This is a genomic window from Pedobacter sp. (genome assembly GCF_965227205.1).
In the GTDB taxonomy this organism is placed as follows: domain Bacteria; phylum Bacteroidota; class Bacteroidia; order Sphingobacteriales; family Sphingobacteriaceae; genus Pedobacter.
Window position 1 is genome coordinate 1,448,465 of sequence record NZ_OZ245727.1, and the last position, 26,798, is coordinate 1,475,262.

The 26,798-nt window shown below is 35.8% G+C and carries 22 protein-coding genes; 8 read left to right on the forward strand and 14 right to left on the reverse strand.

All coding sequences use genetic code 11. The features are described 5' to 3' along the window. Nucleotides 1–15 precede the first annotated feature (15 nt). Nucleotides 16–1,356: a dihydrolipoamide acetyltransferase family protein gene (locus tag ACO05K_RS06185; protein WP_421943582.1), complete on the forward strand. Its 1,341-nt coding sequence runs from the start codon at nucleotides 16–18 to the stop codon at nucleotides 1,354–1,356. A gap of 176 nt (nucleotides 1,357–1,532) precedes the next feature. After that, a complete protein-coding gene (trxA, locus tag ACO05K_RS06190; protein WP_421943583.1) occupies nucleotides 1,533–1,829 on the forward strand; it encodes a thioredoxin in 297 nt (98 codons plus the stop codon). A 143-nt stretch (nucleotides 1,830–1,972) separates the two neighbouring features. Here the strand turns inward: trxA and pdeM are convergent, their stop codons facing one another. From pdeM to ACO05K_RS06210, 4 genes are all read right to left on the reverse strand, one after another. Beyond that, entirely contained in the window at nucleotides 1,973–2,611 is a 639-nt protein-coding gene (gene pdeM / locus ACO05K_RS06195; protein WP_421943584.1) for a ligase-associated DNA damage response endonuclease PdeM, read from the reverse strand. Between the two features lie 101 nt (nucleotides 2,612–2,712). Further along, complete coding sequence (locus ACO05K_RS06200) at nucleotides 2,713–5,190, reverse strand: ligase-associated DNA damage response DEXH box helicase (RefSeq protein ID WP_421943585.1); 2,478 nt, start codon at nucleotides 5,188–5,190, stop codon at nucleotides 2,713–2,715. Nucleotides 5,191–5,635: 445 nt separating this feature from the next. Continuing rightward, nucleotides 5,636–7,234, reverse strand: a complete 1,599-nt coding sequence (locus ACO05K_RS06205) for an ATP-dependent DNA ligase (protein ID WP_421943586.1) — start codon at nucleotides 7,232–7,234, stop codon at nucleotides 5,636–5,638. Further along, on the reverse strand, nucleotides 7,231–8,286 hold the full coding sequence (locus ACO05K_RS06210) for a ligase-associated DNA damage response exonuclease (RefSeq protein WP_421943587.1): 1,056 nt from the start codon (nucleotides 8,284–8,286) through the stop codon (nucleotides 7,231–7,233). The genes ACO05K_RS06205 and ACO05K_RS06210 overlap by 4 nt, the downstream gene beginning before the upstream one ends. A 155-nt stretch (nucleotides 8,287–8,441) precedes the next feature. On the opposite strand from ACO05K_RS06210, the gene ACO05K_RS06215 reads away from it, so the two are divergent. Both ACO05K_RS06215 and ACO05K_RS06220 read left to right on the forward strand, forming a co-directional pair. Beyond that, nucleotides 8,442–9,053, forward strand: coding sequence for a SatD family protein (locus tag ACO05K_RS06215; RefSeq protein WP_421943588.1), 612 nt, complete (start codon nucleotides 8,442–8,444; stop codon nucleotides 9,051–9,053). Then, nucleotides 9,053–9,763: a DUF3307 domain-containing protein gene (locus tag ACO05K_RS06220; protein ID WP_421943589.1), complete on the forward strand. Its 711-nt coding sequence runs from the start codon at nucleotides 9,053–9,055 to the stop codon at nucleotides 9,761–9,763. The genes ACO05K_RS06215 and ACO05K_RS06220 overlap by 1 nt, the downstream gene beginning before the upstream one ends. Nucleotides 9,764–10,032: 269 nt before the next feature. Here ACO05K_RS06220 and ACO05K_RS06225 read toward each other — a convergent pair whose 3' ends face one another. The 8 genes from ACO05K_RS06225 to ACO05K_RS06260 form a co-directional block, all read right to left on the reverse strand. Next, complete coding sequence (locus tag ACO05K_RS06225; protein ID WP_421943590.1) at nucleotides 10,033–12,204, reverse strand: S9 family peptidase; 2,172 nt, start codon at nucleotides 12,202–12,204, stop codon at nucleotides 10,033–10,035. 102 nt (nucleotides 12,205–12,306) lie between these two features. Next, entirely contained in the window at nucleotides 12,307–12,957 is a 651-nt protein-coding gene (locus tag ACO05K_RS06230) for a hypothetical protein (protein WP_421943591.1), read from the reverse strand. A 22-nt stretch (nucleotides 12,958–12,979) separates the two neighbouring features. Continuing rightward, nucleotides 12,980–13,756 (reverse strand): enoyl-CoA hydratase/isomerase family protein, encoded by a 777-nt coding sequence (locus ACO05K_RS06235; RefSeq protein WP_421943592.1) that lies wholly within the window; start codon nucleotides 13,754–13,756, stop codon nucleotides 12,980–12,982. Between the two features lies 1 nt (nucleotide 13,757). After that, entirely contained in the window at nucleotides 13,758–15,845 is a 2,088-nt protein-coding gene (locus ACO05K_RS06240) for a ComEC/Rec2 family competence protein (RefSeq protein ID WP_421943593.1), read from the reverse strand. A gap of 4 nt (nucleotides 15,846–15,849) precedes the next feature. Then, nucleotides 15,850–17,133 (reverse strand): hypothetical protein, encoded by a 1,284-nt coding sequence (locus ACO05K_RS06245; protein ID WP_421943594.1) that lies wholly within the window; start codon nucleotides 17,131–17,133, stop codon nucleotides 15,850–15,852. Then, nucleotides 17,051–17,848 (reverse strand): ComEA family DNA-binding protein, encoded by a 798-nt coding sequence (locus ACO05K_RS06250; protein ID WP_421943595.1) that lies wholly within the window; start codon nucleotides 17,846–17,848, stop codon nucleotides 17,051–17,053. Before ACO05K_RS06250 ends, ACO05K_RS06245 begins: the two co-directional genes overlap by 83 nt. 22 nt (nucleotides 17,849–17,870) lie before the next feature. After that, complete coding sequence (locus tag ACO05K_RS06255) at nucleotides 17,871–18,671, reverse strand: hypothetical protein (RefSeq protein WP_421943596.1); 801 nt, start codon at nucleotides 18,669–18,671, stop codon at nucleotides 17,871–17,873. A gap of 209 nt (nucleotides 18,672–18,880) precedes the next feature. Further along, nucleotides 18,881–19,216, reverse strand: a complete 336-nt coding sequence (locus ACO05K_RS06260; RefSeq protein WP_121950206.1) for a MerR family transcriptional regulator — start codon at nucleotides 19,214–19,216, stop codon at nucleotides 18,881–18,883. A gap of 118 nt (nucleotides 19,217–19,334) precedes the next feature. On the opposite strand from ACO05K_RS06260, the gene alaS reads away from it, so the two are divergent. Next, entirely contained in the window at nucleotides 19,335–21,950 is a 2,616-nt protein-coding gene (gene alaS / locus ACO05K_RS06265) for an alanine--tRNA ligase (RefSeq protein ID WP_421943597.1), read from the forward strand. 317 nt (nucleotides 21,951–22,267) lie between these two features. After that, nucleotides 22,268–22,831, forward strand: a complete 564-nt coding sequence (locus ACO05K_RS06270; RefSeq protein WP_421943598.1) for a hypothetical protein — start codon at nucleotides 22,268–22,270, stop codon at nucleotides 22,829–22,831. 36 nt (nucleotides 22,832–22,867) lie between these two features. On the opposite strand, the gene ACO05K_RS06275 is transcribed toward ACO05K_RS06270, so the two are convergent. Further along, a complete protein-coding gene (locus ACO05K_RS06275; protein WP_421943599.1) occupies nucleotides 22,868–23,371 on the reverse strand; it encodes a hypothetical protein in 504 nt (167 codons plus the stop codon). Between the two features lie 120 nt (nucleotides 23,372–23,491). After that, nucleotides 23,492–24,085: a hypothetical protein gene (locus ACO05K_RS06280; protein WP_421943600.1), complete on the reverse strand. Its 594-nt coding sequence runs from the start codon at nucleotides 24,083–24,085 to the stop codon at nucleotides 23,492–23,494. 141 nt (nucleotides 24,086–24,226) lie between these two features. On the opposite strand from ACO05K_RS06280, the gene gatB reads away from it, so the two are divergent. Together gatB and ACO05K_RS06290 are read left to right on the forward strand one after the other, a co-directional pair. Beyond that, nucleotides 24,227–25,684 (forward strand): Asp-tRNA(Asn)/Glu-tRNA(Gln) amidotransferase subunit GatB, encoded by a 1,458-nt coding sequence (gatB, locus tag ACO05K_RS06285; protein WP_421943601.1) that lies wholly within the window; start codon nucleotides 24,227–24,229, stop codon nucleotides 25,682–25,684. After that, a complete protein-coding gene (locus tag ACO05K_RS06290) occupies nucleotides 25,684–26,796 on the forward strand; it encodes a redoxin domain-containing protein (protein WP_421943602.1) in 1,113 nt (370 codons plus the stop codon). Before gatB ends, ACO05K_RS06290 begins: the two co-directional genes overlap by 1 nt. Nucleotides 26,797–26,798: the final 2 nt, after the last annotated feature.

A 26,798-nucleotide genomic window follows, 5' to 3' on the forward strand; every position in this document is an offset into this window, starting at 1 on the left:
ATACTGTAATTTAATATGGCTCAATACGAATTATTGTTACCAAAAATGGGAGAGAGCGTTGCAGAAGCAACGGTAATTAAATGGGTAAAACAACCAGGAGATTCAATCGACTTAGATGATACCATATTGGAAATTGCAACTGATAAAGTTGATTCTGAAGTTCCATCTCCGGTTGCTGGTAAATTAATTAAACAATTGTTTCAGGAAAATGATGTTGCACAGGTTGGCGATGTAATTGCGATAATTGAAACTGAAGGTGGAAGTGAAGTTGTAAAAGAGGAAACACCAGTTTCTGCTCCCGTTGTAGAGGAGAAACCTGAAACTATTCCAGGTATTGAACAGCTTCCTGAAGAAAAACCTGTTGTGCAAGCTGATTTTTCGTCTTCTGAACGTTTTTATTCTCCATTGGTAAAAAGTATTGCTGCACAAGAAAATATTTCATTATCCGAACTTGATTCTATAAAAGGTTCTGGAGCTGATGGCCGTTTAAATAAGGATGATTTATTAAATTATATTTCGAATAAAACAGGAGGTAATCCAGTTAGTACTCCACAAGAAAGGGTTGAACCAATTGTTGAGGCTAAACCTGTTTCTACTCCGGCACCAACTCCAACAGTAAGCAAAACTTCAACAACATCAGTTTCTGGTGGCGATGAAATTATTGAAATGGATAGAATGCGCAAACTTATTGCCGACCATATGGTAATGAGTAAAAGCACTTCTCCGCATGTAACTTCTTTTGTGGAAGCCGATGTAACCAATTTGGTTTTATGGCGCAACAAAGTAAAAAACAGTTTCGAAAAACGTGAAAATGAGAAAATCACTTTCACACCGATTTTTGTTGAAGCCGTTGCAAAAGCAATTAAAGATTTTCCGATGATTAACGTTTCGGTTAACGGAACTCAAATTATTAAGAAAAGTAATATTAATATCGGTATGGCTGCTGCTTTGCCAAGCGGGAATTTAATTGTTCCGGTAATTAAAAATGCCGACCAGTTAAATCTAGTAGGTTTGACTAAAGCTGTAAATGATTTGGCTGGAAGAGCTAGAAATTTGAAGCTTAAACCAGATGAAACCCAAGGCGGAACATTCACATTAACCAACGTTGGTTCTTTTGGAAACGTAATGGGTACGCCAATTATCAATCAACCTCAGGTAGCTATTTTAGCTGTTGGTGCCATTAAAAAGAAACCTGCTGTTTTAGAAACCGAACATGGTGATGTGATTGCCATTCGCCATATGATGTTTCTTTCTTTATCATACGACCATAGAGTTGTTGATGGTTCTTTAGGTGGAATGTTTGTTAGACGTGTAGCTGATTATTTAGAAAATTGGGATTTTAATAGAGAGATTTAAATTTAAGATAGTGTCATCCTGAGCTTGTAGAAGGACTTGTAAAAATGATTAAATGCGTTTCGACAAGCTCAACGTGACAACGTTTAATGGTAATTATTGAAATTAGAAGCACTTGATTTTTCAAAAACCAAATTGCTTGTTATCTGTTTTTTGACTAAAGACTAAAGACTAAAGACATGGCTAAGTTTTCAGAATTAATTAATGGCGATAAACCGGTTTTGGTAGATTTCTTTGCCGAATGGTGTGGTCCTTGCAAAATGATGAAACCCATTCTGGAGCAATTGAAATCGCAGGTTGGCGATTCAGTTTCGATTATCAAGGTTGATATTGATAAAAACCAGGCTGCTGCATCTGCTTATAATGTACAAAGCGTTCCAACTTTAATGATATTTAAACAAGGCAAACAAGTTTGGCGACAAAGTGGTGTTTTACAAGCTTCACAGTTAAAGCAAATTATTGATTCGTTCGCTTGATTTTGACCAATTTAATCAGACAGAAGTTAAATAGACCTGATTGAACGGAAAGCCCGATTGTGGGGGATTTGTGTATCGGGCGGACTTGAAGTGAAAGCAGGAGTAACGGTAATTGATGCTTCTAACTTGCTCTTCAAATAAAATTAAACTTCTAAAACGCTATTTGGTGTAACGGCAAATATCTGTTCATTTGTTTTTGGGTAGATATTATACAGGCCCGTAAACGTGCTAAATGCCGGCAAAACCGCATATTCTTTTCCGAAATAAAAGCAGGGAAACTTTAAACGCTGCTTAGCTTTTCCAACAATGGTAACGCCGGGATGTATGTGCCCGCTAATTGGATACAGTTCTTCTTCAGTGCATTTTGGCGCATCGTGAATGAAACAGAAAGGACCGAGGCAATAACTCGGTTCGTGGATATCAATCTGCATGGATGCGTAATCGGCATTCGCCAACCTATCGTGATTGCCTTTAACCAATAAAAATTGAAGTTCTGCATAACGGGTTCTCCACTCCGAAAATTCATCAATATCGGTGTTTAAGCCATGATGAAACATGTCGCCATTAATTAATAAAGTTTTAGGATTGTATTTTTTGATGAGTAGCCCCAAGCGATGCAAATCGTTCTGTGCAATTGTTGATGGCACCTGAACGCCAGCCGAACGAAAGTGCGCAGATTTGCCCAAATGCAAATCGCTGATGGCTAAAAGTTGATGCTGTGGTAAGTATAAAGCCCTTTCTTTATCTAAAATCAGTTCTTCTCCGTGGCTTGTAATGGTCATTAATTATTCTTTGTAAAATTTACCATCTAAGGAATATAAGTACATCTAAGTTGTGTGCTTTATCTTATATTTTCTTAAACGCCTTATATGGTTAAAAACTGCTATTTAAATTTCTCCGATTCCGCTTTCATTCTTGCAATTCGCTGTTCCAATTCTTCCGAACTCATATTTTCCCGCAAGCTATCAACTTTAATTGGGAAAGATAGCGGCGTAAAACTTTTAGGATTGGTAATTACAACCGCTCCGTTTTGAATTCGCTCTAAAGCAGCGGCTAATCTTGGTTCTTCCAATTGCTGATAAAAAACTTCATCGTACGCCTGGCGCAAAAGTAAATTATGTTTGTCGTAATCGCTAAAAACATTAAAAAATAAACCTGCGGATGACTGGAGGTGTTTATTCGCCACATATTTTCCGGGATAACCTTGAAAAACCAAACCAGAAATACAGGCAATATCACGGAATTTCCGTCTTGCCATTTCAGTAGAGTTGATACTCAAAGTAATATCCTCTGTTAGGTTTTTGGGTGAAAAAACTTCATAAGCAATCGATTCGTCCATTGGAATTTCGATATCGCTAAGTAGTTCAAAACCGTAATCGTTCATGGCGATAGAGAAACTAATCGGCAACAATTTACTCAATCGATAAGCCACTAAAGCGGCCAAAACCTCATGCACCAATCTTCCCTCAAAAGGATAAGCGAATAAATGAAAACCCTCTTTATTGTTAATCAATTCAATTAATAACTCGTCGTTTCTTGGAACATGGGAGCGTTGCTGTTGCAATAAAAACAATGGATAAACCACATCTAACTCCTCATCCTGATGGGTTTTATCCAACGCTTCGTTATATTTTTTGCGCAAAACTGAACCTAGATTAGATGATAGCGGCAATCGGCCACCATTCCAACTTGGCGAAATGGCGTTTGATTGTTTACTCACACGCACAATAACCGTCATATCCTTTACATGGATAAACTCTAAAACCCTGCCGGCCAAACGGAAATTATCGCCAGCTTTTAAGCGGGTAACGAAATATTCTTCAACCATACCAATGTAACCGCCAGAAAGAAATTTAACTTTCAGCATGGCATCGCTTACAATTGTGCCGATATGCAAACGGTGGCGCATGGCCAACTGCCGGCTTTTCACTTTCCAAAGTCCATCTTCATCTTTTGTTACCTTTTTAAACTCATTATAAGCGCCTAAACTATCGCCACCTGAAGTAATAAATTGCATCACCCATGTCCATTCTTCTGGCAAAATCAGTTTAAAAGCATGGGTGTTTTTAATTTCTTCGTAGATGATTTTATCATCAAAACCATCGCCAATGGCAAGCGTAACCAAATACTGAACAAGCAAATCGAAAACCATAATGAAAGGTTCCCGGCTTTCGATGTTATTCGTTTTTGCGGCTTCCTTAATAGCGGCAGCCTCTACCAACTCCAAAGCATGAGTAGGCAAGAAATAAATTTTTGAAACCTCGTGAGGTGAGTGCCCCGAACGACCCGCCCGTTGTAAAAACCTGGCCACACCTTTTGGCGAACCCACTTGCACAACCGTATCTACAGGTTTAAAATCTACACCTAAATCTAACGATGAGGTCGCAATAACCGCCTTTAACTGACCAGTGTGCAGCGCATCTTCTATCCAGTTTCGCAACTCGAAATCTATAGAGCCATGATGGATGGCAATTCTCCCGGCTAAATCTGGTTCAATGTTCAGCAAATGCTGATACCACATTTCCGATTGTCCACGGGTGTTGATGAAAATTAAGGTAGTTTTGCTTTTCTCAATAATAGGCAGCAGTTTGTAAGCCAATTTTAAACCCAAATGACCAGCCCATGGCAAGGTTTCGATATCATCTGGCAAGATGGATTTAATGATGATTTTCTTTTCTAAATCAGCCTTAACAATAATTCTTTTGGCTTCTTCGTTGGGTTCTAAAACATCTAAAGCTTCTTCAATATTACCAATGGTTGCCGAAATTCCCCAAACTCGTAAGAATTGTTCTTTCTCTAACTTTTGTAAGCCTTTTATTCTGGAAACGGCAAGTTCTACCAAAACACCTCGTTTGCTGCCTAAAAGTTCATGCCACTCATCGGCAACAACGCATTTTAAGTTTTTAAATAAAGTTGATGAGCCTTTCTGAGCTAATAAAAGATGCAGACTTTCGGGTGTAATCAATAAAATTTCAGGCATCGATTTCTTTTGCTGCAGTTTCTCTGCCTGCGAAGTATCGCCATTCCGAACGCCCACATGCCAGTCTAACTCCAACTCAAGCAACGTTTCTCGCATGGCCCTGGCCAAATCTTTCGCCAAAGAGCGTAAAGGAGTAATCCAGATTAATTGCAATCGGTCTTTGGCTTTTTTATTGCTCGCCTCCGAAGCATTCAATGCCTCAATAACCACTGCCAAAAACAAAGAAAATGTTTTTCCGAAGCCTGTAGGCGCATTAACCAAACCGCTATAACCATCAAGATAATATTGCCAGGCATCTTCCTGAAACTGAAAAGGCTTGCGCTTATTGGCTTTAAGCCACGTTTTTATCTTTTTATAACCTTTGGTTTTGGTTTGGTCCATTTAATTTCTAATATCTTTATTTGAAAAGCAATTTTAGTGGTTCTTCTGTTAAATCAGTCCCGCCATTCGCTATATCTTTTTAAACAACTTCTGTAATGTTGATGAACGAAGCTTCTGTTTCATCTGTTGCAGATACAGTTTATTCGCAGCTTCTGCTTTTAAAAAGTATATCGCTTCTGTCGGGTTTAAATAGCAAAGTAAACCTAAGTAAAATAAATCTAGTCAGTTCTACGTCATTGCGAGGCACGAAGCAATCCTACAACTTTAGCTAATTTATCGCATTAAGATTGCTTCGTGCCTCGCAATGACGACCGCCTGAAAACAACGTCAATCATATTAATTTTATGCAATTTTCAAAAGAAAAATGCCTGTCTGGCTAAGACAAATAAACACCCCGCCCTGCGGGCACCCCTCTAAAAGAGGGGAATGCTAATCGCAAAAAAAACTACTCATTTATAAACGTTGATGCCAGCAACTGTCTCAAATCCTCAAGAGTATTAATTTCTGAGGCTTTTTTATCCTTTCGCCAACGCAAAATACGTGGAAACCGTAATGCTAAACCAGCTTTATGTCGCTTACTTTCAGCAATGCCTTCAAAAGCAATTTCAAAAACCAGTTCAGGTTTTACTGTACGCACCGGGCCAAATTTTTCAATCGAATTTCTGGTTACGAATGAATTTACTTCTTTAATTTCTTTATCTGTTAATCCCGAATACGCCTTCGCAATCGTTACTAAATTTTCACCATCGCGAACTGCAAAAGTATAATCGGTAAAGAAGTTTGCCCTACGGCCACTACCTTTTTGAGCATAAATCATTACGGCATCAACAGTGTAAGGATTAATTTTCCATTTCCACCAATCGCCACGTTTACGGCCACTATGATAATGGGAACTTAGTTTTTTAAGCATAATACCCTCGCTGTTAATGGAGCGTGAGGTTTGTCTTAATTCTGCCAATTCTTCCCAGGTTTTGCAATGAATAACAGGCGAAAGGATAACGACACTTTCCTCTAAATTACCAATGAGTTGCTCTAATATTTTTCGTCTTTCGCTAAGTGGTTGCTCCCGAAAATCGTTGGTTTCGAACTCTAAAATATCGTAAACGAAGAAACCAATCGGTGCATCTTCAAGTTGTTTTTTATTTATCGTTTTACGATTTAAACGTTGCTGCAAAGTACTAAATGATAAAACCTGTTTATCCTGAACGGCTAATATTTCGCCATCTAAAACCACACCATCAGGTAAAATATCAATTAAGAAATGTAATTCTGGGAACTGTTCGGTAACCAATTCCTCTCCGCGGCTCCAGATAAATAATTCGCCATTACGCTTTACAATTTGTCCGCGAATACCGTCCCATTTCCATTCGGCCTGCCATTCTGAAATATCGCCAAGTTTTTCGGTTTCTTGTTCTAACGCATAAGCCAGGCAAAAGGGGTAAGGCCATGAATTATCGGTATTTACATGCGTTCCGTTAATCAATTCGGCAAAAGTGATTTCGTATGGGTTCCATTTACCCATAATGCTGTGCATAATTTGTGCACTATCTAAACTACTTTGTTTTGCCAATGCGTTCACCAGCATTTTATTGGAAACCCCGATTCTGAAATTTCCGGAAATGAGTTTATTGAAAATAAAACGTTCTTGTGTTTCGAGTGTATTCCAGGCATTTAAGATGAAGTTCTTTTTCGTTTCATCATCCTTTCCTTCTAAATCATGTAAATCTTCAATCCATTTATGTAATTGAAAATCAGAAGTGTTTTCGGCAGGCGGCAGGAGCAGGGCAATGGTTTCACTTAAATCGCCAACGTTCGAATAACTTTCAGAAAATAGCCATTCTGGCGTTTGGGTAATATCAATTGCCCAATATTTAATGAGGGCAGATTTTATTGGACGTTTAGGTTTTTTGCCTGTAAACAATGCAATTACCCAAACTTTATCTTTGTCATCAGCATAATTAAAATAATCTACCAATGCCGCGATTTTATCATTGGTTTTATTGCTCTGTTCGAGCTTTTGTATCAATTTAGCAAACTTTTTCATTCTGATATCTGCTTATTGGTTTCAGAATTCTGATTTTCTGCTTCTGCTAAATCAACTTTGTTTTCTTCATCATCTTCCTGCCCGAACTTGGTCATTACTTCTTCCGATTCAATTCCCTCATCATTTAAAAACCTACTGAATGCAGCTGTAAAACCATGCGTAACATAAACTTTCTCAGCTCCGGTCGCTGTAATCGCATCCATTAAGCCTGGCCAATCGGCATGGTCGCTAAGTGCAAAACCCGCATCGGCACTTTGCCAGCGACGATGTGCCCGTACTTGCATCCAACCCGAACAAATGCCCGTAACCGGATGTGATAAATTTTTAATCCAACGGCTATCACGCATTGCTGGTGGTACAATTACAATGCCTTTCTGTAATTCATCTTTGGTGGTTTCTGGTGTAATCCTAATCGTTTCTGGTAAATTTACACCTGCATTTATAATCACTTCGTTTAGGTTTGCAATGCTGTTATGAACGTAAATCGGGACATCGCCCGCCAGGTTTTTAATCAAACGCTGTGCTTTGCCTAAACTATATGCAATTAATACACTTGTTTTTTGTTGAGGAATATTGTCGCCAACCCAACTTTTTATTTTATCAAATACGATATCTTGTTTTTGCCATTTGTAAACTGGTAAACCAAAAGTGCTTTCTGAAACAAATGAATGGCATTTTACAGGTTCAAAAACATCGCTAATGCCATCATCTTCTGTTTTATAATCGCCAGAAATCACACAGATTTCGCCTTTGTATTCTAACCTAACTTGCGCTGAACCAATGATATGCCCGGCAGGAAAAAACGAAATATTTACGCCATTTCGAACAATACTTTCGCCATAATTAAGGGTTTCTACATCTAAATCTTCGCTAATTCTGCGTTTGATTATTGGCTTTGTTAGCGTATGGCAGAGGTAATGTTTGTTGCCAAAGCGTACATGGTCGCTGTGCCCATGAGTGGTTACGGCATAATCTACAGGCCACCAAGGGTCTACGTAAAAATCGCCTTGCTTACAGTAAATGCCTCTTTTTGTAAATTCGATTAATGCCATAACTCTTTAAACAATAAATGTTGATATAAGTTTTAAGTTAATATCGGGTAATTAGCCGATAAATGGAAATATCGGGTAATTAGCCGATAATTTGAAATATCGGGTAATTAGCCGATAATTTTTGAATCGTAAATTGAAAAACCTATATTAGTGATATGATTTGCATTATAACAGGAGATATTGTTGGTTCAAGGAAGATAAAAGATAGCTGGTTACTAAGCTTAAAGAGTGCTTTAAAAGTGGTTTCAGGGCAGAATAATAAGTGGGAGATTTATCGTGGAGATAGTTTTCAGGTAGAAGTGGAATCGGAAAATGCCATTAGAACAGCTGCGTATTTAAAAGCCTGTATTAGAATAAATAAGCCTGCAGATGTAAGAATGGGGATTGGTATTGGTGAAGTAAAAACTAAACGTAAGAAGCTTTCTGAATCTAGCGGAGATGCTTTTGTTAACTCTGGAGCCGCTTTTGATAGTTTAAAACAAGCTAAAGTAAACCTTGCTATTAAAACTGAAAATCCTGATTTTGATGAAGAGATGAATGTTTTAATTAAGTTATCTTTAATTGCAATGGACAGTTGGGGTATTGTTGCTGCTGAAATGGTTAAGCTGGCTTTGGAAAATGAGAATGTTGTTCAAAGTGAATTGGCAGTTATTTCAGGGAGAACGCAATCATCTGTTAGTGAGGCATTAAAACGGGCTCGTTATTCCGAAATCATGGAAATGGATAAACTATATCGTAAAAAACTGAATCAAATTCTTTCTAAATAATGGATATCATTTTAATCAAACTCATCCTAGCACATTTAATTGGAGATTTTTTTCTTCAACCTACATCTTGGGTTAAGGATAAGGAAAGAAAGAAGCTTAAATCGGGGAAGCTGTATTTACACGTTTTGGTTCATGTGGCTTTGATATTTGTTATTTTCTTAAGCCTTAATGTTTGGAAAATAGCTTTATCAATTGGTGCACTACATTTAATCATTGATGCCTTAAAATCGCTATTTCAAACCAAAAAGAACGCAAGAGTATTGTTCTTCGCCGACCAGGTTTTGCATTTTAGTTCAGTTGTTTTGGTTTGGCATGTTTTTTACAAAGGCTATTTAGATATTAGTTATTTAAGTGATGTGAAAACCTGGGTTCTGCTTGTTGGTGTATTGTTTCTAACCATGCCAACATCAATAATTATGAAAGTGATTATTGCAAAATGGTTACCTGAGAACGATGATGAAAGTCCGAAATCTTTACAGAATGCAGGGAAATACATCGGGATTTTAGAACGGGTTTTAATTTTTGTTTTTATACTCACCAATCATTTCGAGGCGGTTGGTTTTTTATTGGCAGCAAAATCTATATTCCGCTTTGGCGATTTAAAAGAAGCACACGACCTTAAATTAACCGAATATGTGTTGATTGGAACGCTATTGAGTTTTGGGATTGCAATAGTGGTTTCTTTAATGGTTGCAGGCCTGGTTAAATAGTTTTTAATGCGATTTGCAATCGGAATTTTGCTAAGCAAACTTTAAAAGGAGCGAAGAACCTTGCATTTTAAACCCGATTGAAATGGAAATACTTCTAAAATAGCAGCAACCTTGAATATACTGTCATGGTGAGGCACGAACCATCTGCAACCGATGAAAGAGATTCTTCGTTCCTCAGAATGACAGAAGTTGTTTTTAAAAGATTGAAATGAAAAGCGGGGCTATCGAAACCGATTCCCCGCTAAATTGCTTTTCAAATATTTAAAAAATTATCTCGCTCCCGGAGGACAATTATCTTTCAAAAACTTGGTATAAGTAAGCGATAAATGCTCGCTTGTGCCTTCGCCCTCAGATATGCTGTGTGTGCGATTTGGATAACTCATTAATTGAAAAACCTTCTTGTTCTTAATCAATTCATTAATCAACATTTCTGCGTTTTGGTAATGTACGTTATCATCGCCAGTGCCATGAATATAAAGCAGATTGCCTTTTAGATTTTTTGCATAGGTAATCGGCGAACCTTTTACATAAGCCTCTTTACTTGGGAAAGGTGTGCCCATATAACGCTCTTGGTAAATATTATCGTAAGTTAATTGATTACCAACTGCTGCAATGGAAATGCCTGTTTTATAAATTTCAGGGTATTGGAACATCAAATTAAGGGTTGATGAACCGCCACCACTCCAGCCCCAAACAGCCACGCGGTCTTTATCCATAAAAGCGTTTGTAGCCAATAACTTTTTCGCTGCCATTGCCTGGTCGCGAACGTTGGTTACGCCGATATTTTTATAAATGCCTTTACGCCAAGCTGCTCCTTTTGGAACAGGAGCGCCACGGTTATCCATTGAAATGTAGATGTAACCATCTTTGGCCATATCGCCTGCATAAAGGAAATTTCTGCCTGCTCCGTAGGTATCTAAAGCCGTTGCAGAAGCAGGCTCGCCATACACATAAAATACAACCGGATATTTTTTGTCAGGATTAAAGTTATCTGGTTTTTTCATCCAGCCATCCAATTCAACACCATCTTCAGTAGTTACTTTAAAAAACTCTACTTTATTTTTTGGTGATTCTTGTTTTGATAACTGCGTGGTAATGCTACCATCCATTGTGAAAGGGTTACCCGTTGTAAAGTTCATCCATTCGGTAACCGGCCTTACGGTTGAGCTGTTGTAAGAATGGCGGGCAAAAGCTGCATTTGGAGAGATATCATAATTGTGTGTGCCTGGAAGTAGGATAGATGGGGTTACTTGTTCTAGTTTGCCTTTTCCATCTAACTTGGTTTTGTACAGATATTTCTGCGTTGCATTTGTTGGCGATGCCGTAAAGTAAACGTAATTGCTTTTATCATCGATTAGTTTTATGTCAATCGCATCGTAATTTCCTCTAGTAACCAAAGTTTGTTTTTTACCGTCGCGACTGATTCTATATAAGTGATTCCAGCCATCTTTATCGGACGTTATGGTAAATTCCTGATTGTTATTTAACCATTTCCATTCATCCTGAGCATCTATCCAGGCCTTTGCTTTTTCAGTATAGATGGCTTTTGCAGCACCACTTGTCGCATCGCAAATAAAAACAATGCTTTCGTTTTGCTCACGGTTAAGCTGTTGTAAAATAACTTCGTTACTGTTTGGAACCCATTGCATCCGTGGAATGTAATGCTGAATGTTATCGCCAGGTACATTTAACCAGTTTGTTTTTGCAGTTGCAACATCAACAATACCAACTTTACACGCCGATGGATTTTCACCAACTTTTGGATACTCAACAGGGATGGTGTAAGGATAAATCGAATCGGTGTTATTAATCATCAAAAAGTTCTTGATTTTGGTAGCGTCAATTTGCCAATAAGCAATCGATTTTCCATCAGGGCTCCATCTAAAACCATCTCTGCAATCAAATTCTTCTTCATAAACCCAATCAAAAGTTCCGTTAATCATTCGGTCAGTTCCATCGGTTGTTAAGGCTTTTGAATTCGAGCCATCAATGTTTTCTACATATAAATTATGTTTGCTTACATAGGCAACTTTGCTTCCATCAGGAGATAGTTTTGCGAACATAAGCGATGAAGCAGGTTTATCTTTTCCTATCTGAGTGATTTTATTTGCGGTTAAATCAGCCAGCCAGTAATCGCCACGGGTATCGTAACGCCAAACTTTTTTGCTATTGGTGTAAATTAAGGCTTTGGTTCCATCAGTAGATAACTGAAAACTACGTACAGCAATTGGTGCGCCTTTTCCGGCAGGCGTTAAAAGTGCTCTAGAAATGACAGTCTTTTTATCGCTTTTAGGCAATGTGACACTAATAATTTCTCCACCAGCGATTTGGTAATAGGAATTTCCATCCTTTGCCCAATTGATACTTTGGGCTTTAACATCAATAATTGCAAGAATAGCAATGCAAGTAATTGATAATTTAAAGAGTAGGTTTTTTATCATAAAAAATTAGTCATAAAAAAAGCTTTTTAACTTTTGGGCTAATTTAAATAAAAAGCCGGCGGTTAAAAAGCCCTTAAGTATTTGAATATTTGAAGTGGTTAATTATTCGCCACCACCTTGCATTGCTTTTAAATCTGCATAAGTAATTTCATCGTATCCTGATGGAATTTTAGTTATCGATAATTCGCCTACTTTACCTTCTGTTAATGATTTTAAAGTGAGTGTTGCTTCTGGTGTATCAATTAAAACAACAAAACCTTTAACGTCTTTAAAATCTGCAGTGGCAATATTAAGAGGAACATCAACATCTGTTGTTGCCCAAAGCTCGCCTGCACCACCTTTGCTATCTTTAAATGTATATTTTTCAGCATTATAACCTCCAATTGTTTTCTTTTCTCCAGTAGCTTTAAAATCAGAATATTGTGGTCTGCTGTTTTTTGATTCGTCCATATCTGCTTTTGACATTTTAGCTGCCAGTTGCTTCTGAGCTACAGGAATATCAACTAAAGTTAACCCTGCGCCACTTTTAATATCAAGAAGAACGCCAACTGCAGCTGGACCAAATGATAATTCTAACTTTGAAATATCACCATTAAATTTAATTTTTTGTTGTTCTGGTGCACCAGGAGCATCAATTTTATATTTAATACCATAAACTATAGTACCTTCGGTTATTTTCTTTTGTGCATGAGCAATAATTGCTGCGCTTACTAAAATTAAAGCTACAACACTTGTTTTGATTGATTTTAACATGTTTTTATTTCAGTTTAGTTATTTACCAGTTAATTTTTTCTTTGTTTAAAAACGATGCAATACCTTTTTTAAAATCTTCGCTTTCTCTAACTCGGGCGTTAATTTGTACTGCGGTTTCTAAAGTTTTTTCGAGTAAAGGATTTGTGGTTTGGCTAATGAGCTGTTTAGTAATCATTAACGAATTCACTGAACTTTCTCTACACAAACTTAATGCAAATTCTTTAACCTTTAGATGAATTTCAGATGAATTTGTTACAAAGTTTATCAATTTATATGCCAGTGCCTGTTCTGCATTAAAGGTTTTTCCGGTCAATAAAATTTCTTTAGCTATCGTTTCGTTCACTTTTTGAACTAAAAAGCAGGAAACAATGGCCGGAACGAAACCAATTTTAACCTCTGTGTATCCAAAATTACTTTCTGGTGTAGCAAAAACAATATCGCAAATGGTTGCTAAACCACAACCGCCCGCAATGGCATGGCCTTCAACTTGTGCGATTACAACTTTCGGTAAGTAATATATTGTTGTAAATAACCTTTTTAAATTATTAGAATCGGCAACATTTTCTTCGAAAGTGTTGTTTTGTAATTGTTGCAAATATTCTAAATCGGCTCCTGCACTAAATGTTCCGCCATTCGCATTTAAAACAACAATTTTAACATCCTCATCTTCTGATGCACGAATAAATGTTTCTGTTAATTCAGCAATCAATTCCGGATTTAAGGCATTTCGTTTTTCAGGTCGGTTAATGGTGATGGTAGCGATTCTATCAGCCACATTATATAAAACCAGTTGTTCCATATTATTGGGTTAGGTAAACCAAATATGCGGGATTTTTCTTTAATATATGAGCCGGAATCTTATTATTATCAGCAAAATTTTTAAATGCGGTAATTTTATAATCTTTATTTGTTGCATCAACAATGATGTTTTGATATTTAACTTCCTGAGGAAGGTTTTCAAGTTTGAATTTAGTATTCCCTGTTAACCAAACACTTGAAAAAGTACCAATAGCATTTAAGTTTTTATAATTTAACGATTCATCAATAACCAATATCTTATAATTATTGAAAATGACTTGCTTGTCTTTCTTAATGAAATGATGGATTAACGTGTCGGTTTTTAAGCTTACAAAATGAATTTTATTAATTTGAGATTGCTCTAAAGCAGGTTTTACAAAAAACTGAAAGTTTTTATCACTTGAATTTAAATCGGTTAGCAAAATTGTTTCTATACCATTTATAAAAGCTGCCGCATAGTTTTTCCTCAAGGTAAAAAAGATAATTTTCTTTTGATTCCTGGCGTTCCAATCATCAATTAAAATCAATGCAGAATAAGATATGTAAATAAGCAACGATAGATAAAGAAGCTTTTTATTATAATTTACCAATGCATAAATGAATATTCCAATGGCTAAACTCAATAAAATTAACTCTGGTAAATTTATCCAAACCGATGAAACAGTAGAAAAAGGTAAATCAGCAATCCATTTTAAAACCTGGTTTGTAGAAACAATAATCCATTCGAAAACTGGTGAAATTTTATCTACAAATGGAATTAGCGCAACAATTCCTAAAACCATAATTAATATCAATGGAATTGAAATAAAAAGATTTCCCAACAAAAAATAAACAGGAAACTGGTGGAAATAATAAATGCAAAGCGGGAAGGTAACCAACTGTGCAGCCAACGAAAGCGCAATGAGTTCCCAAATTTTATTGAGCCATTTATTTTTGACATAAACCCACTTATAAATTTTAGGCTGAAGGTAGATTAATCCAAAAACTGAAATATAGGAGAGTTGGAAACCGACATCCCAAACCAAGAATGGGTTATAAATGAGTTGACAAAAAGCGGCAAAAGCTAGCGTGTTGTAGCCATTTCTGTTTTTGGCAAAGGTTTTAGCAAATATGAATATTGTAATCATAATTGCCGACCTTAAAACCGAAGGAGATAAACCAGTAATTAAAGCGTAAGTCCAGATTAAACTACAAATTATAATGAACTTTAACACTCGGAGAAACCTTTTCTTGTTTAGAAAAACCAGAAGAAAATCGAGTATAAAGAAAATAATTGCAACGTGACTACCAGAAACTGAAAGTGCATGAATGGTTCCGGTTTTAGAATATGCGGCAAGCGTTTCTTTACTTAAATCTGCCCGATAACCTAATATTAATGTTGATGCTACTGCAAAAGCTTCATCATTTTTAATAAGCTTACGATATTTATTAACCTGTGCCGCTCTTAACTTTAAGGCAAACCGAATTATCGGATTTCCTACGTTTTGGTTAGTTTTTAATATCTGGTTTTGATTGATAAAGGTTTGTTCATAGATATTCTGGCTTGCCAACCATCTTTTAAAATCAAATTCTGCAGGATTATACGGCGGTTCAACTTCCAAATGCTTTGCGGAAATAATTAGTTCATCACCATATTTTAGTTGAATGGGATTGATGCTATCCACTTTCAAAGCTAAAAGTAGCTGACCACTCTGTTTAATTTGTTTTTGATCATTATAACCTGAGATAACTCTTGATTTAAATCTCAGGATATCATTTGTTTGTTCGGGCTCGTCGTTTACCCAAACTTTTAAGTATCTAAACTCTCCATTTGCAAAATAATCCGATTTGAGTTTTTCATTGTTAAGTAGACAAAGTAATCCACCGAAGGTGAAAAAGAATACAAAGAATAAAATACCTGTAAAACCTTTAAACTTATAAGCGTTGAATTTTTTATAGGTTATGTTGATACAGAAAATCGATACAAATACTAAAACTGAAATAATTGCTAATATGGATTTTGTATTTTCAGTTGGAAAGAAATAAAACACAATAATTCCAAGTATTACTGGAAATAAGATTCTAACAAAAATATATTCGGCTTTAAACATGATCTTAAAACTGATACCTTAACTGAATTTTCATCTCCGATTTCTTATTTCCTTGTATCTCATCAAGATATGTTCCAACGGTTTCAACATCTTTATACAGAAACATTGCATATCGTGCCCAAATGTTTAATTTTTTGGCCAAGTTATATTTAAGATTTAAATAGGTTCTGAAACCCTTTCCATTGTACATGCCAAATGCGAAACTGTACAATACATCATCTTCATAAGCATAAATTCTACTATTGTAACTTGCGGTATTAAAATACGCGATTCTTAAGTTTCCGGTTATCTTAGAAAACATTGGCGAGTAATCTACATCATGATAAATCAGATAACCAAATTCTCGGTTTGCATCACCTTTTTTGTATTGAGAAACTTCGGCTCGATTTTGAAAACTCCATTTTTTGTTCAATTGCCAATTTACCTCAAAACGATAGTTTTCTTTTTTAACATCATCCAAAAAGTTAATTGGAACTTCTAAATCTGTATTTTGCTGTTTATTTTCTGTTTTGAATCTCGCTAATATTTTAAAAGTTTTTGATGGTGTATAAATTGCCTGACTTAAAATTTCGTAACCTTTCGATGGAGCATCAACACGGAATTTCAGCCAGGGAAATTTGAAATAATCTCCATAAATAGAAAAAGTCCATCTTTTATTAGGTGTAATGTTTAACCCACTGTACAAACCCTTTTCATTTACAGCCTCACTAGCTTCAGCTAATCCTTGGTTAAAAAAATTATGATAGTTATTAGCATAATTACGGTATGTTATTGCCGCAGAAACTATTGGCGAAAGACTTATTAATGCTCCATTTACAAGTGCAGAACCACTATTTAAACTCTTGCCAACCTCACCAAAAAAGTAAATGTTTTTATAAGTGTAGTTATAGTATGCTCCAAGATTGGTAAGCGATTTCCCTGTAAAACTAAATCTATCGTAAATTGCAGTTTGCGGAATGAAACTGTTACTGTATTTGCTTTGATAGGCAATTGCTCCAAACGCTAATTCGTTTTTAGTGTATTGAAGTACTGCACCATAAACCTGCTGATTTGAGGAATTTTTGTTCGCAATCTCAGTTGGCGTTCGGTGTAAACCGGTTTGGTTAATTGTCGATTGAACAAGGTTTCCATCAATATCTAGATCCTGACTAGCATCTATACTTCTAAAAGAAACAAAAGGAGTGAGGTCGATATTTTTGAAAAGATTAATCGTAGCTGAAGCGCCTCTTAAAAATGAATACTCGTTTGCTGAAGTGTAAGGACGAAGCCCCAAATCTTTTTTTTGCAACGCTTGTTACATCAGGTCCTTTGCCAAATGCAAAACCAGACCACATGGTTAAACCCTGTCCAAATTGCAAAGTGTAATCTCCAACAACTAATTTTTTAACACGACCCAATTTAAATAATGCGATGTTTCCAGAGAAAAAATCAAACGGTTTACCGATAAATTTTTCGCCAGCATCCTTATCTAATGTTAAAGAAGCAGAAATAATATTTCCGTAATGATAGCGGTATCGGGTTTGAAATCTTTCCGGAGAACCTAAATAACGATTACCCGGCAAATCGGTAAAACCCTTTTGTTTTTGCAAGGTTTGTGCAAAACGCATTACTAAATCATTTTCTCCTAGCGATAAAAGATTCTTGAAATTAAATTTCTCGTATTCGGTTGCACTGTTTAAAGTTACGAAGGGAATTAAATTTTGGACAGTTTTAACATCAAAACCATCTATCGTTTGCAACTCTAAAACATTAGCCAAATTTCCGTTTTCTTTTAGGTAAGCAAAAAAGTTGCTGATTTGCAGTGGCGATAGAAAAATCAAAGTCTTTAATTCTTCAGGGGTTCTTTTATTTAAATTAATCGGATGTTTTCTTAATCGGGTTAAAACCTCAATTAATTCTGTCATATCATAATCGTCTGGAAGGTTTTCTGCAACACTTTCAATTATATCATTTATAGCAGTTTCTTGTTCGGCAGTTTGTGCATTTGCAATATATCCTATCATCACAAATACAATTGTTAAAAGCCTAAAAGGCATAACCAATTGCAATTTGAGGTGCGTAGCCAAGATTGGCATCATAAGTTGTTGCAATATCTACCAGAAGTTTTTTATAATTTAAACCGAAGCATGCATATTGCTTAAATGGCTTTGCACTTAAACCTCCACGCAAACTCAATAATTCAATAATCTTATAATCGATGCCTAAACTTACATCTATCGAATGGCTGAGGTTTTTGGAAATCGATGTTGCGATTAAAACCTTATCTGATGCAAAATAACTTGCTCCAACATTAAAAGAAGTAGGTATTTCTATTAAAATTTGATTACTGCTAAACTTTTGTTTTGATGGATTACTTACAAATGCACCAACCGTAAATTCCTTATTAAATTGATATAAAGCACCAACATCAATAGAAAACCCATTCGAAGCACCATAATTGTTTATCCTTATTTGATGATAATTGCCATTTATACCTATCGAAAGTTTATCTCCAAATCTTTTAGCATAAGCAAAGCCAGCCTTGCTTTCAAAATACTCTGAAAAGCCATATCGTTGAAAGCTTGCGCCGAAAAAGTTATTTTTAAAGGGAACTACCGCAACAAAAGCTTGCGTGCTAACTTCATTACTAAACAGATGCTTGATGTAGTTTAAAGAAACAGCAGGTTTTTCAATACTTATAATTGCAGATGGATTGGCCTGCAAACTCCAGATATCGGTTACAGCTGCACCATTGTTGCCCATAGCTGTTAAGCGTGGGCCCAAATTGTTTTGAGCAAATAAATAAAAAGGTGTAAGGGAGATTAACAATGTATTCCATATCTTCATTTGAGGGCGTTAAACCAATAAATAAAAAATAGGGAGGATTGTTGTTTGGTTATCCTAATGTAGAAAAATTATTTTGAAATAATAAAGAAGGAAAAATATAATCCGGTTACTTAAAAAATTCAATGACAAAATTTAAACTATCTATTTTGTATATAAGACCCTGAAACGAATTCAGGGTGGCGAATGTTGCGAGAAATTTAATGTAAGTTCTACAACTCCTGTGCTAAATTCACTAAAAAGCCTTTAAGTTTTTCTAAAGAATCGATAATTTTTTGATTCTCTTTTACATCACCTTTGTTGTTTTTTAAATGCTCTTTTGCACCTTTAAGCGTGAAGCCTTTTTCATCAACCAGGTTGAAAATTATTTTTAGATTTTCGATGTCTTCAGGTGTAAATAACCGATTGCCTTTTTTGTTTTTCTTAGGTTGAAGTATGTCGAATTCCTTTTCGTAAAAACGGATTTGAGATGCATTAACATTAAACATTTCAGTCACTTCGCCCATGGTATAATACATTTTATTAATGTCTCTTTCTTTATATGGCATATTTCGTGCTTGATTATGAGGGTTTTACATCGTTTAATTAAAGTATTCAAATGTAGCTCGATTTTTCCTTATTAACGCAATAAAATTTTAATTTTGTTCCTCCAATTAATAAAATGTAATGACAGCAAAAGAGATTAGACAGGCATTCCTTAGTTTTTTTGAATCGAAACAACATCATGTTGTTCCATCGGCACCAATTGTAGTTAAAAACGACCCAACTTTGATGTTTACCAATGCTGGTATGAATCAATTTAAAGATTTGTTTTTAGGCGAAGCCGCGATTAAATATGCCCGTGTTGCAGATACTCAGCGCTGCTTACGTGTTTCTGGCAAGCATAACGATTTGGAAGAAGTTGGTATCGATACCTATCATCATACAATGTTCGAAATGCTTGGTAATTGGAGTTTTGGCGATTATTTCAAGAAAGATGCGATTGCATGGAGCTGGGAATTATTAACTGAAGTTTACAAAATTCCGAAGGAAAAATTATACGTTACTTATTTTGAAGGCGACGAAAAAGAATGTTTAGAAAAAGACCAGGAAGCTTACGACCTTTGGAAACAATATGTTGATGAAAGCCACATTTTACCTGGAAACAAAAAAGATAATTTCTGGGAAATGGGCGACACCGGACCATGTGGACCTTGCTCTGAAATTCATGTAGATTGCCGTACCGATGAAGAAAAAGCATTAGTTAATGGCGCTACTTTGGTAAACGCCGACCATCCTCAGGTTATTGAGATCTGGAATAACGTATTTATGCAATTTAACCGTTTAAAAGATGGTTCGCTGCAAAGCTTACCAGCTAAACACGTTGATACGGGAATGGGTTTTGAGCGTTTAGTGCGTGTTTTACAAGAGAAAAGCTCAAATTACGATACGGATGTTTTCCAGCCAATGATTCAGTTTATTGCTGAAAAATCTGGAATTAAATATGGTGCTGATGAGAAAACTGATATCGCTATGCGTGTTATGGCCGACCATATTCGTGCCATCTCTTTCGTAATTGCCGATGGACAATTGCCATCAAACAATAAAGCTGGTTATGTAATTCGTAGAATTTTACGTCGTGCTGTGCGTTACGCTTATACTTTCTTAAACTTCAAAGAGCCATTTTTAAATCAGCTCGTTCCTTTATTGGCTGAGCAATTTAAAGGTGTTTTTGATGAGTTGATTTCTCAACAAGATTTCGTTCAAAAAGTGGTTTTAGAAGAAGAGGTTTCGTTTTTGAGAACTTTATCTACTGGAATTCAACGTTTCGAAAAATACCAGGCAACAAATAATACAGTAGAAGGGAATTTTGCTTTTGAATTATCCGATACTTTCGGTTTTCCTATCGATTTAACGGAATTAATGGCTCGTGAAAAAGGTTGGACGGTTGATTTAGAAGCTTATGAACAAGCGCTTAAAAAACAAAAAGACGATAGTCGTGCTGCTACTGCTATTGATACAGGCGATTGGGTTGTTGTTAATGCAGACGACCAAAGTGAATTTGTTGGCTACGATGATTTGGAAATTGAAACTGAAATTTTAAAATATCGTAAGGTTAAAGCTAAGGGAAAAGAGCAATATCAAATCGTTTTACGCCATACACCTTTTTACGCTGAAAGTGGTGGTCAGGTAGGAGATACCGGCCGTTTAGAAGACCATAGCCGTCAGTTTTGGGTTGATATTACGGATACTAAAAAGGAAAATGGTTTAACTGTTCATTTCGCTGATATTCTTCCTGATAATTTAGAAGGTAAGTTTTGGGCTGTTGTTGATGAAGATAAACGTACTTTAACAGAAGATAATCACTCGGCTACGCATTTGCTGCATGCCGCAATGAAACAAGTTTTAGGCAGTCATGTAAACCAAAAAGGTTCGTTGGTGAATGCTGATTATTTACGTTTCGATTTTTCTCACTTTGCTAAAGTAACTGATGAAGAATTGGCTCAGATTGAGGTAATTGTAAATCAGAAAATCAGACAAAACATCAAGTTGAAAGAACAAAGAAATGTTCCTTATCAGGATGCGATTGAAAGTGGTGTAACGGCGCTATTTGGAGAAAAGTACGGCGATTTTGTTCGCATGATAACTTTTGATGATCATTTCTCGAAAGAGCTTTGTGGTGGTACACACGTAAAAGCAACTGGTCAAATTGGTTCTTTCAAAATTATTTCTGAAAGTGCGGTTGCAGCTGGTGTTCGTAGAATTGAAGCAATTACAGCAGACAAAGCAGAACAATATTTCTTAGACCAACGAAAAGAATTAGGTCATTTAAAAACGTTATTAAATGGCTCTAAAGATTTGTCGGCTTCTGTTCAGGCTTTGCTTGATGAAAATGCTAAACTAAAGAAAGAGATTGAAAAATCTACTTTAGAACGTGTTAGTAACCTAAAACACGAAATTGTTCATCACGTTCGTGGCATAAATGGTGTAAACTTAATTGCTAAACATATAGATTTACAAAGTGCTGATGCGGTTAAAAATCTTGCTTTTTCATTAAAAGACATGATTGATAATTTGTTTCTGGTATTTACAACTGAAATTGATGGCAAGCCCGGAATTACGGTAATGCTTTCTGACGATTTAATTAAGAAAGGAATGAATGCTTCAAACATTGTTCGCGAGTTAGGGAAAGAAATTCAGGGTGGAGGCGGTGGTCAGCCGTTTTACGCTACAGCTGGGGGTAAAAATTCAGCAGGCTTACCAAATGTGTTAAGTAAGGCTGAAAGCTTTATTGCCGTATAAAATCTTATTTAGGTTATAATTTAGTGGAGAAATCTGTTGTCTGTTTTTTAGGCAAATGGATTTCTCCATTTTTTTTTATAGAAAGTTTAATTATAGGTTATATTTCTGAAATGGTCGTCATTGCGAGGTACGAAGCAATCTCTTCAATTAAATAACTCTAATGAGATTGCTTCAATCGATGAAAAATCGATTTCGCAAAGACGAAACGTAAAACTCAACGTTGAGTATCGAAGCACCCAAAAATTACTGTCTTTGCTTTACATAAAAAATAATTTTGAATTAAAAACTAATTCATTAGTTTCGGGAAATTTAACCAAATGAAGAAAATACTCTTAACTACATTTTTATTGAGCGGTGCCATTTTAGCTAATGCTCAGAATAATTCAACAAAAAAAGAAAACAACAGCAACGAAACAGGAAAGAACGAATTAAAAGTAAACTTACTTACTTCGATTTTTGCCTTGCCAGAAATTAGCTATGAACGTATTCTTGAAGACAACATGGGGGTCGGACTTTCTTTAGCTGCCGGGATAGGAGATGATGATGATTTTTCGGAATATCGATTTCTTGCAATTCCGCATTACAGACTATACTTTGGAAAGAAAAGAGCAGGAGGTTTTTTTATTGAAGGAAACGCGGCGATAGGTTCTGTAAAAGAAAGGTATTTTATGTATTACAGTGCTGCTTCAAATAGTTATTTAACAAGTACTGTTGACAATGCCAAAACGAATTTTGGTTTAGGGGCAGCAGTTGGAGCCAAATTTTTAACAAGAAATGGATTTACCGGTGAGGTTTATGGCGGGGTTGGCCGTTTCTTAGGTAATAATCGTTCGATAGAAGCTTATCCAAGAATTGGAATTACTTTAGGTAAAAGATTTTAATAATAAAAAAAGAGGCTCGAAAGCCTCTTTTTAATTTTAGTGTCTACCTCTGTGCCCTCTATCATGGTGGCCTTTGCCTCTTCCACGAAAGTCATCGTGACCTCTGTTAATATATTTTACAGATTTATATGTTCTTCTTGGTGCGCTATATCTAACTCGGTTTCCACCGCCTCCGTAAGAACTGCGATAATAATTTGTGTGATTTGCATACCTCACTCTGTGTGTACTGTAACTGTTATAAGGGTTATTTCCGTAAACAACTACTTTTCTTCCTCTGTGCAAATCGTAGCCTCTGTACCTTGCAGGTAAACTTCTGGTTCTAACCCATCGGTTTCCGCTTAAATAAACAAACTGCCTTTGCGGAACAGAATAATAAGATTGTACTTCTGGCAAATAATAGTAGTTAACGTTTTGGTAACCAACAGGAACCCACGCTGGTTGAGTACCAATGTTTACATTTAAACTTACTTGAGCGTTAGATTGATTTGATGTTAAAGCCACGATACCAACAATCGCGGAGATGATTAATAACTTTTTCATAATCGTTTCTATTTGTGTATGCAATTACATTTTCAAACGCTGTGCCAAAACTTCTATTGTAACAGAGATATAAAAAAAGGGAGCTTCTTTCGAAAACTCCCTCATCACAACTAATACTTATTATCCTCTGCTATTTCCTCTTTGGTTGCTATTTCTTTCTGGGCGATTATTTTTGTTTCCATGTTCTTTATCGCGGTTTCTATTAACTTGTGTGTTATTATTTACTTTAACAACAGTTTTTTGTGTACGATTAGGACGGCTGTTATTTATAACTACAGTTTTATTAGAATTGTAGTTTGGATGACCTTTTACAACATAATATTTAGTATCTCGGCTATCTCTGATTATTGATTGTCGCCCACCGTAGTTTTTAAATTTAGCGTACCTGCTTACATAAACACTATTTCGTAAATATGGTCTTGGTTCGTTAACCACTACTTTATAAGAGCGATAAACATCAAAGTTTCTATATTGTACAGGAAGATTGCTTGCCCAAACCCATCGACCACCATTTGAGTAAATATATTGACCGGATGGAACATAATAATAAGCATCTATATCAGGGAAATAATAATAATCTACATGATTGTAACCAGTTGGGCCCCAAACTGGCTGCGAGCCAATATTTATGTTTAAACTAACTTGCGCTTTTGCATTGTTTATGCTGAATAATGAAACCATCAGAACTGCAGCAAATAATACTAACTTTTTCATAACTTTTTAATTTAAGGTTTCTTTTGTGTGTTAATTATTGAAATAGACATAGCCATTACACAGTAGTTTAATTGTGGCAATTCGTTTTAACATTCTTTAACTATATTTGCCAAAGCAATACATTAAAGGCACAATTTTAATATGGGTTTAGGTACAAACCAAAGCAATTACGAACTCGTTTCAGGACTGGAAATTCATGTTCAGTTAAATACCAATACAAAAATATTCTCAGCAGATAGCGCTTCTTTTGGAGCCTCGCCTAATCAAAATATTTCTACCGTATCGCTGGCTTTGCCGGGTGCGTTACCAAAACTTAATAAAGAAGTTGTTGCAAAAGCCGTTAGAATCGGTCTTGCTTTAAATTGTACCATTAATCAAATCAACCATTTCGATAGAAAGAATTATTTCTATGCCGATTTACCAAAGGGATATCAAATTACTCAGGATAATCAGCCAATTTGTATTAATGGATTTCTTGAGGTTGAATTATCCGATGGTTCAACAAAGAAAATCGGCATCAATAGAATCCATTTAGAAGAGGATGCTGGAAAGAGCATTCACGATCAGGATGATAATTATTCTTTAGTTGATTTAAACCGTGCAGGCGTTCCATTAATTGAAATTGTTACCGAACCTGATATCCGCAGTGCTGAAGAAGCATCAGCTTTGCTGAGTGAAATTAGAAAGTTGGTGCGCCATTTAAATGTGAGTGATGGCAACATGGAAGAAGGTAGTTTGCGTTGCGATGCAAATATCTCTATTCGTGAGTATGGCTCTACTGAATTTGGAACGCGTTGCGAGGTGAAAAACCTAAACTCTATGCGTAACGTACGTAGAGCAATGGATTTTGAATTTGGCAGACAAGTGGAAGTAATTTCAAACGGAGGAAAAATTATTCAAAGTACGCTGAATTTTGATGCTGATAATGGCACAACATCGCCAATGCGTACTAAAGAAGAAGCGAACGATTATCGCTACTTTTCTGACCCGGATTTGCAGCCGATTTTTATTTCTAATGATTGGTTGGCCGAAATTACATCAGCTATGCCTGCTTTGCCTAATGAAATTTCAAAGCAAATGATTTCAGAATTTGGAATCAGCAAAGCTGATGCAACATTATTTGCTGAAGATTTAGAACTTTTAAATTACTTCAATCAGGCCTTGCCAATCGTTAAGACTAAAAAAACCTTGATTAATTGGTTGATAGGTCCGATTAGAGCAGTTTTGACAGAGAAAAATATTTCGATAGCTGCTTATAAAATTAAACCAGAGCAATTAGCAGAAGCTATCAATTTGGTTGATGATAAAAAGATTACCCAACAAATTGCAATTCAACAATTATTACCAGCGGTAGAACAAAATGCAGGTGTAAATGTTGCTGATTTAGCACAATCTTTAAATTTATTGATTACAGAAAATACCGATGAACTAGGTGGCTTTATTGATGATGTTTTAAGCAAATATCCTCAGCAAGTTGAGGCTTACAAAAAAGGTAAAAAAGGTGTTTTGGGTTTATTTGTAGGTGATGTTATGAAACTTGCAAAAGGAAAAGCCGATGCCAAGAAATTAAATGAACTAATACTTGAAAAACTAAAATAATGAAATTGAAAAACCTGAGTTTAATCGTATTAATTGCGATTGCTTTTACGGCTTGTAAGCCAAAAGATAGTTTTAATATTGATGGAACTTTTCAAAATCCGGGAACGGAAAAGAAAGTTTTTCTTTATGGAATGCAAAGCAGCCAGATGGTGGCTATCGATTCTACAAACTTATCAGAAAAAGGAGAGTTTAAGTTTATCCGTAAAACCCCTTCTGTTGATTTCTTCAGGGTTTCAATAGGTAACCACGAATTTATGTTAATTGCTAAAAATGGCGATGATATAAAACTTGAAGCTGATTTAGCTGATAAAACGATGGCTTACAAAATTTCTGGGGCTAACGAGGTTGAGAAACTTTCGGAGGTTAATAATTTAAGAAATGCGTATGCTAAACAGGTAGAAAACTTACAGAAAGATTTCGAAGCGAAAGTTGCTCAGCAACCATCAAATAGAGCAACAATTTTAGAACAGTTAAAACCTCAGTACGAATCTTACACAAATCAGTTAAACGGCTCTATCTTAAAATTTGCGAAGGATAATAAAGGTACATTGGCAAGTTTTTATGCCATGAATACTTTAAGTCCGCAAGAGTATGAGGCTGAGTTGGTAAAATTTGCAGATGATATTAAAGAAGAAATTAAGGGCAATGCAACTGTAGATACTTTCATTAAACAAATGGCTTTATTAAAATCTGTTCAGGTTGGGCAAGTTGCTCCGGCATTTACAGTAAATAATGTTGACGGAAAACCTGTAAGCTTATCAGATTATAAAGGAAAATATGTTTTGGTTGATTTTTGGGCTTCTTGGTGTCAACCTTGCCGTCAGGAAAATCCTAATGTTGTTAAAGTTTATAATCAATACAAAACTAAAAACTTCGATATTTTAGGTATTTCATTAGATACAGATAAAGCCGCCTGGTTAAATGCAATTAAGGCAGATGGTTTAACTTGGACTCATGTATCAGAACTGAAAGATTTCAATGGAGAAACGGTCCGGAAATATCAGGTTCAGGCAATTCCAACTTCTTATATAATTGCGCCAGATGGAAAAATTGCTGCAAAAAACCTTCGAGGTAATGAGCTTGAAGCCTTTTTAGCAAAAACGTTACGTTAAAA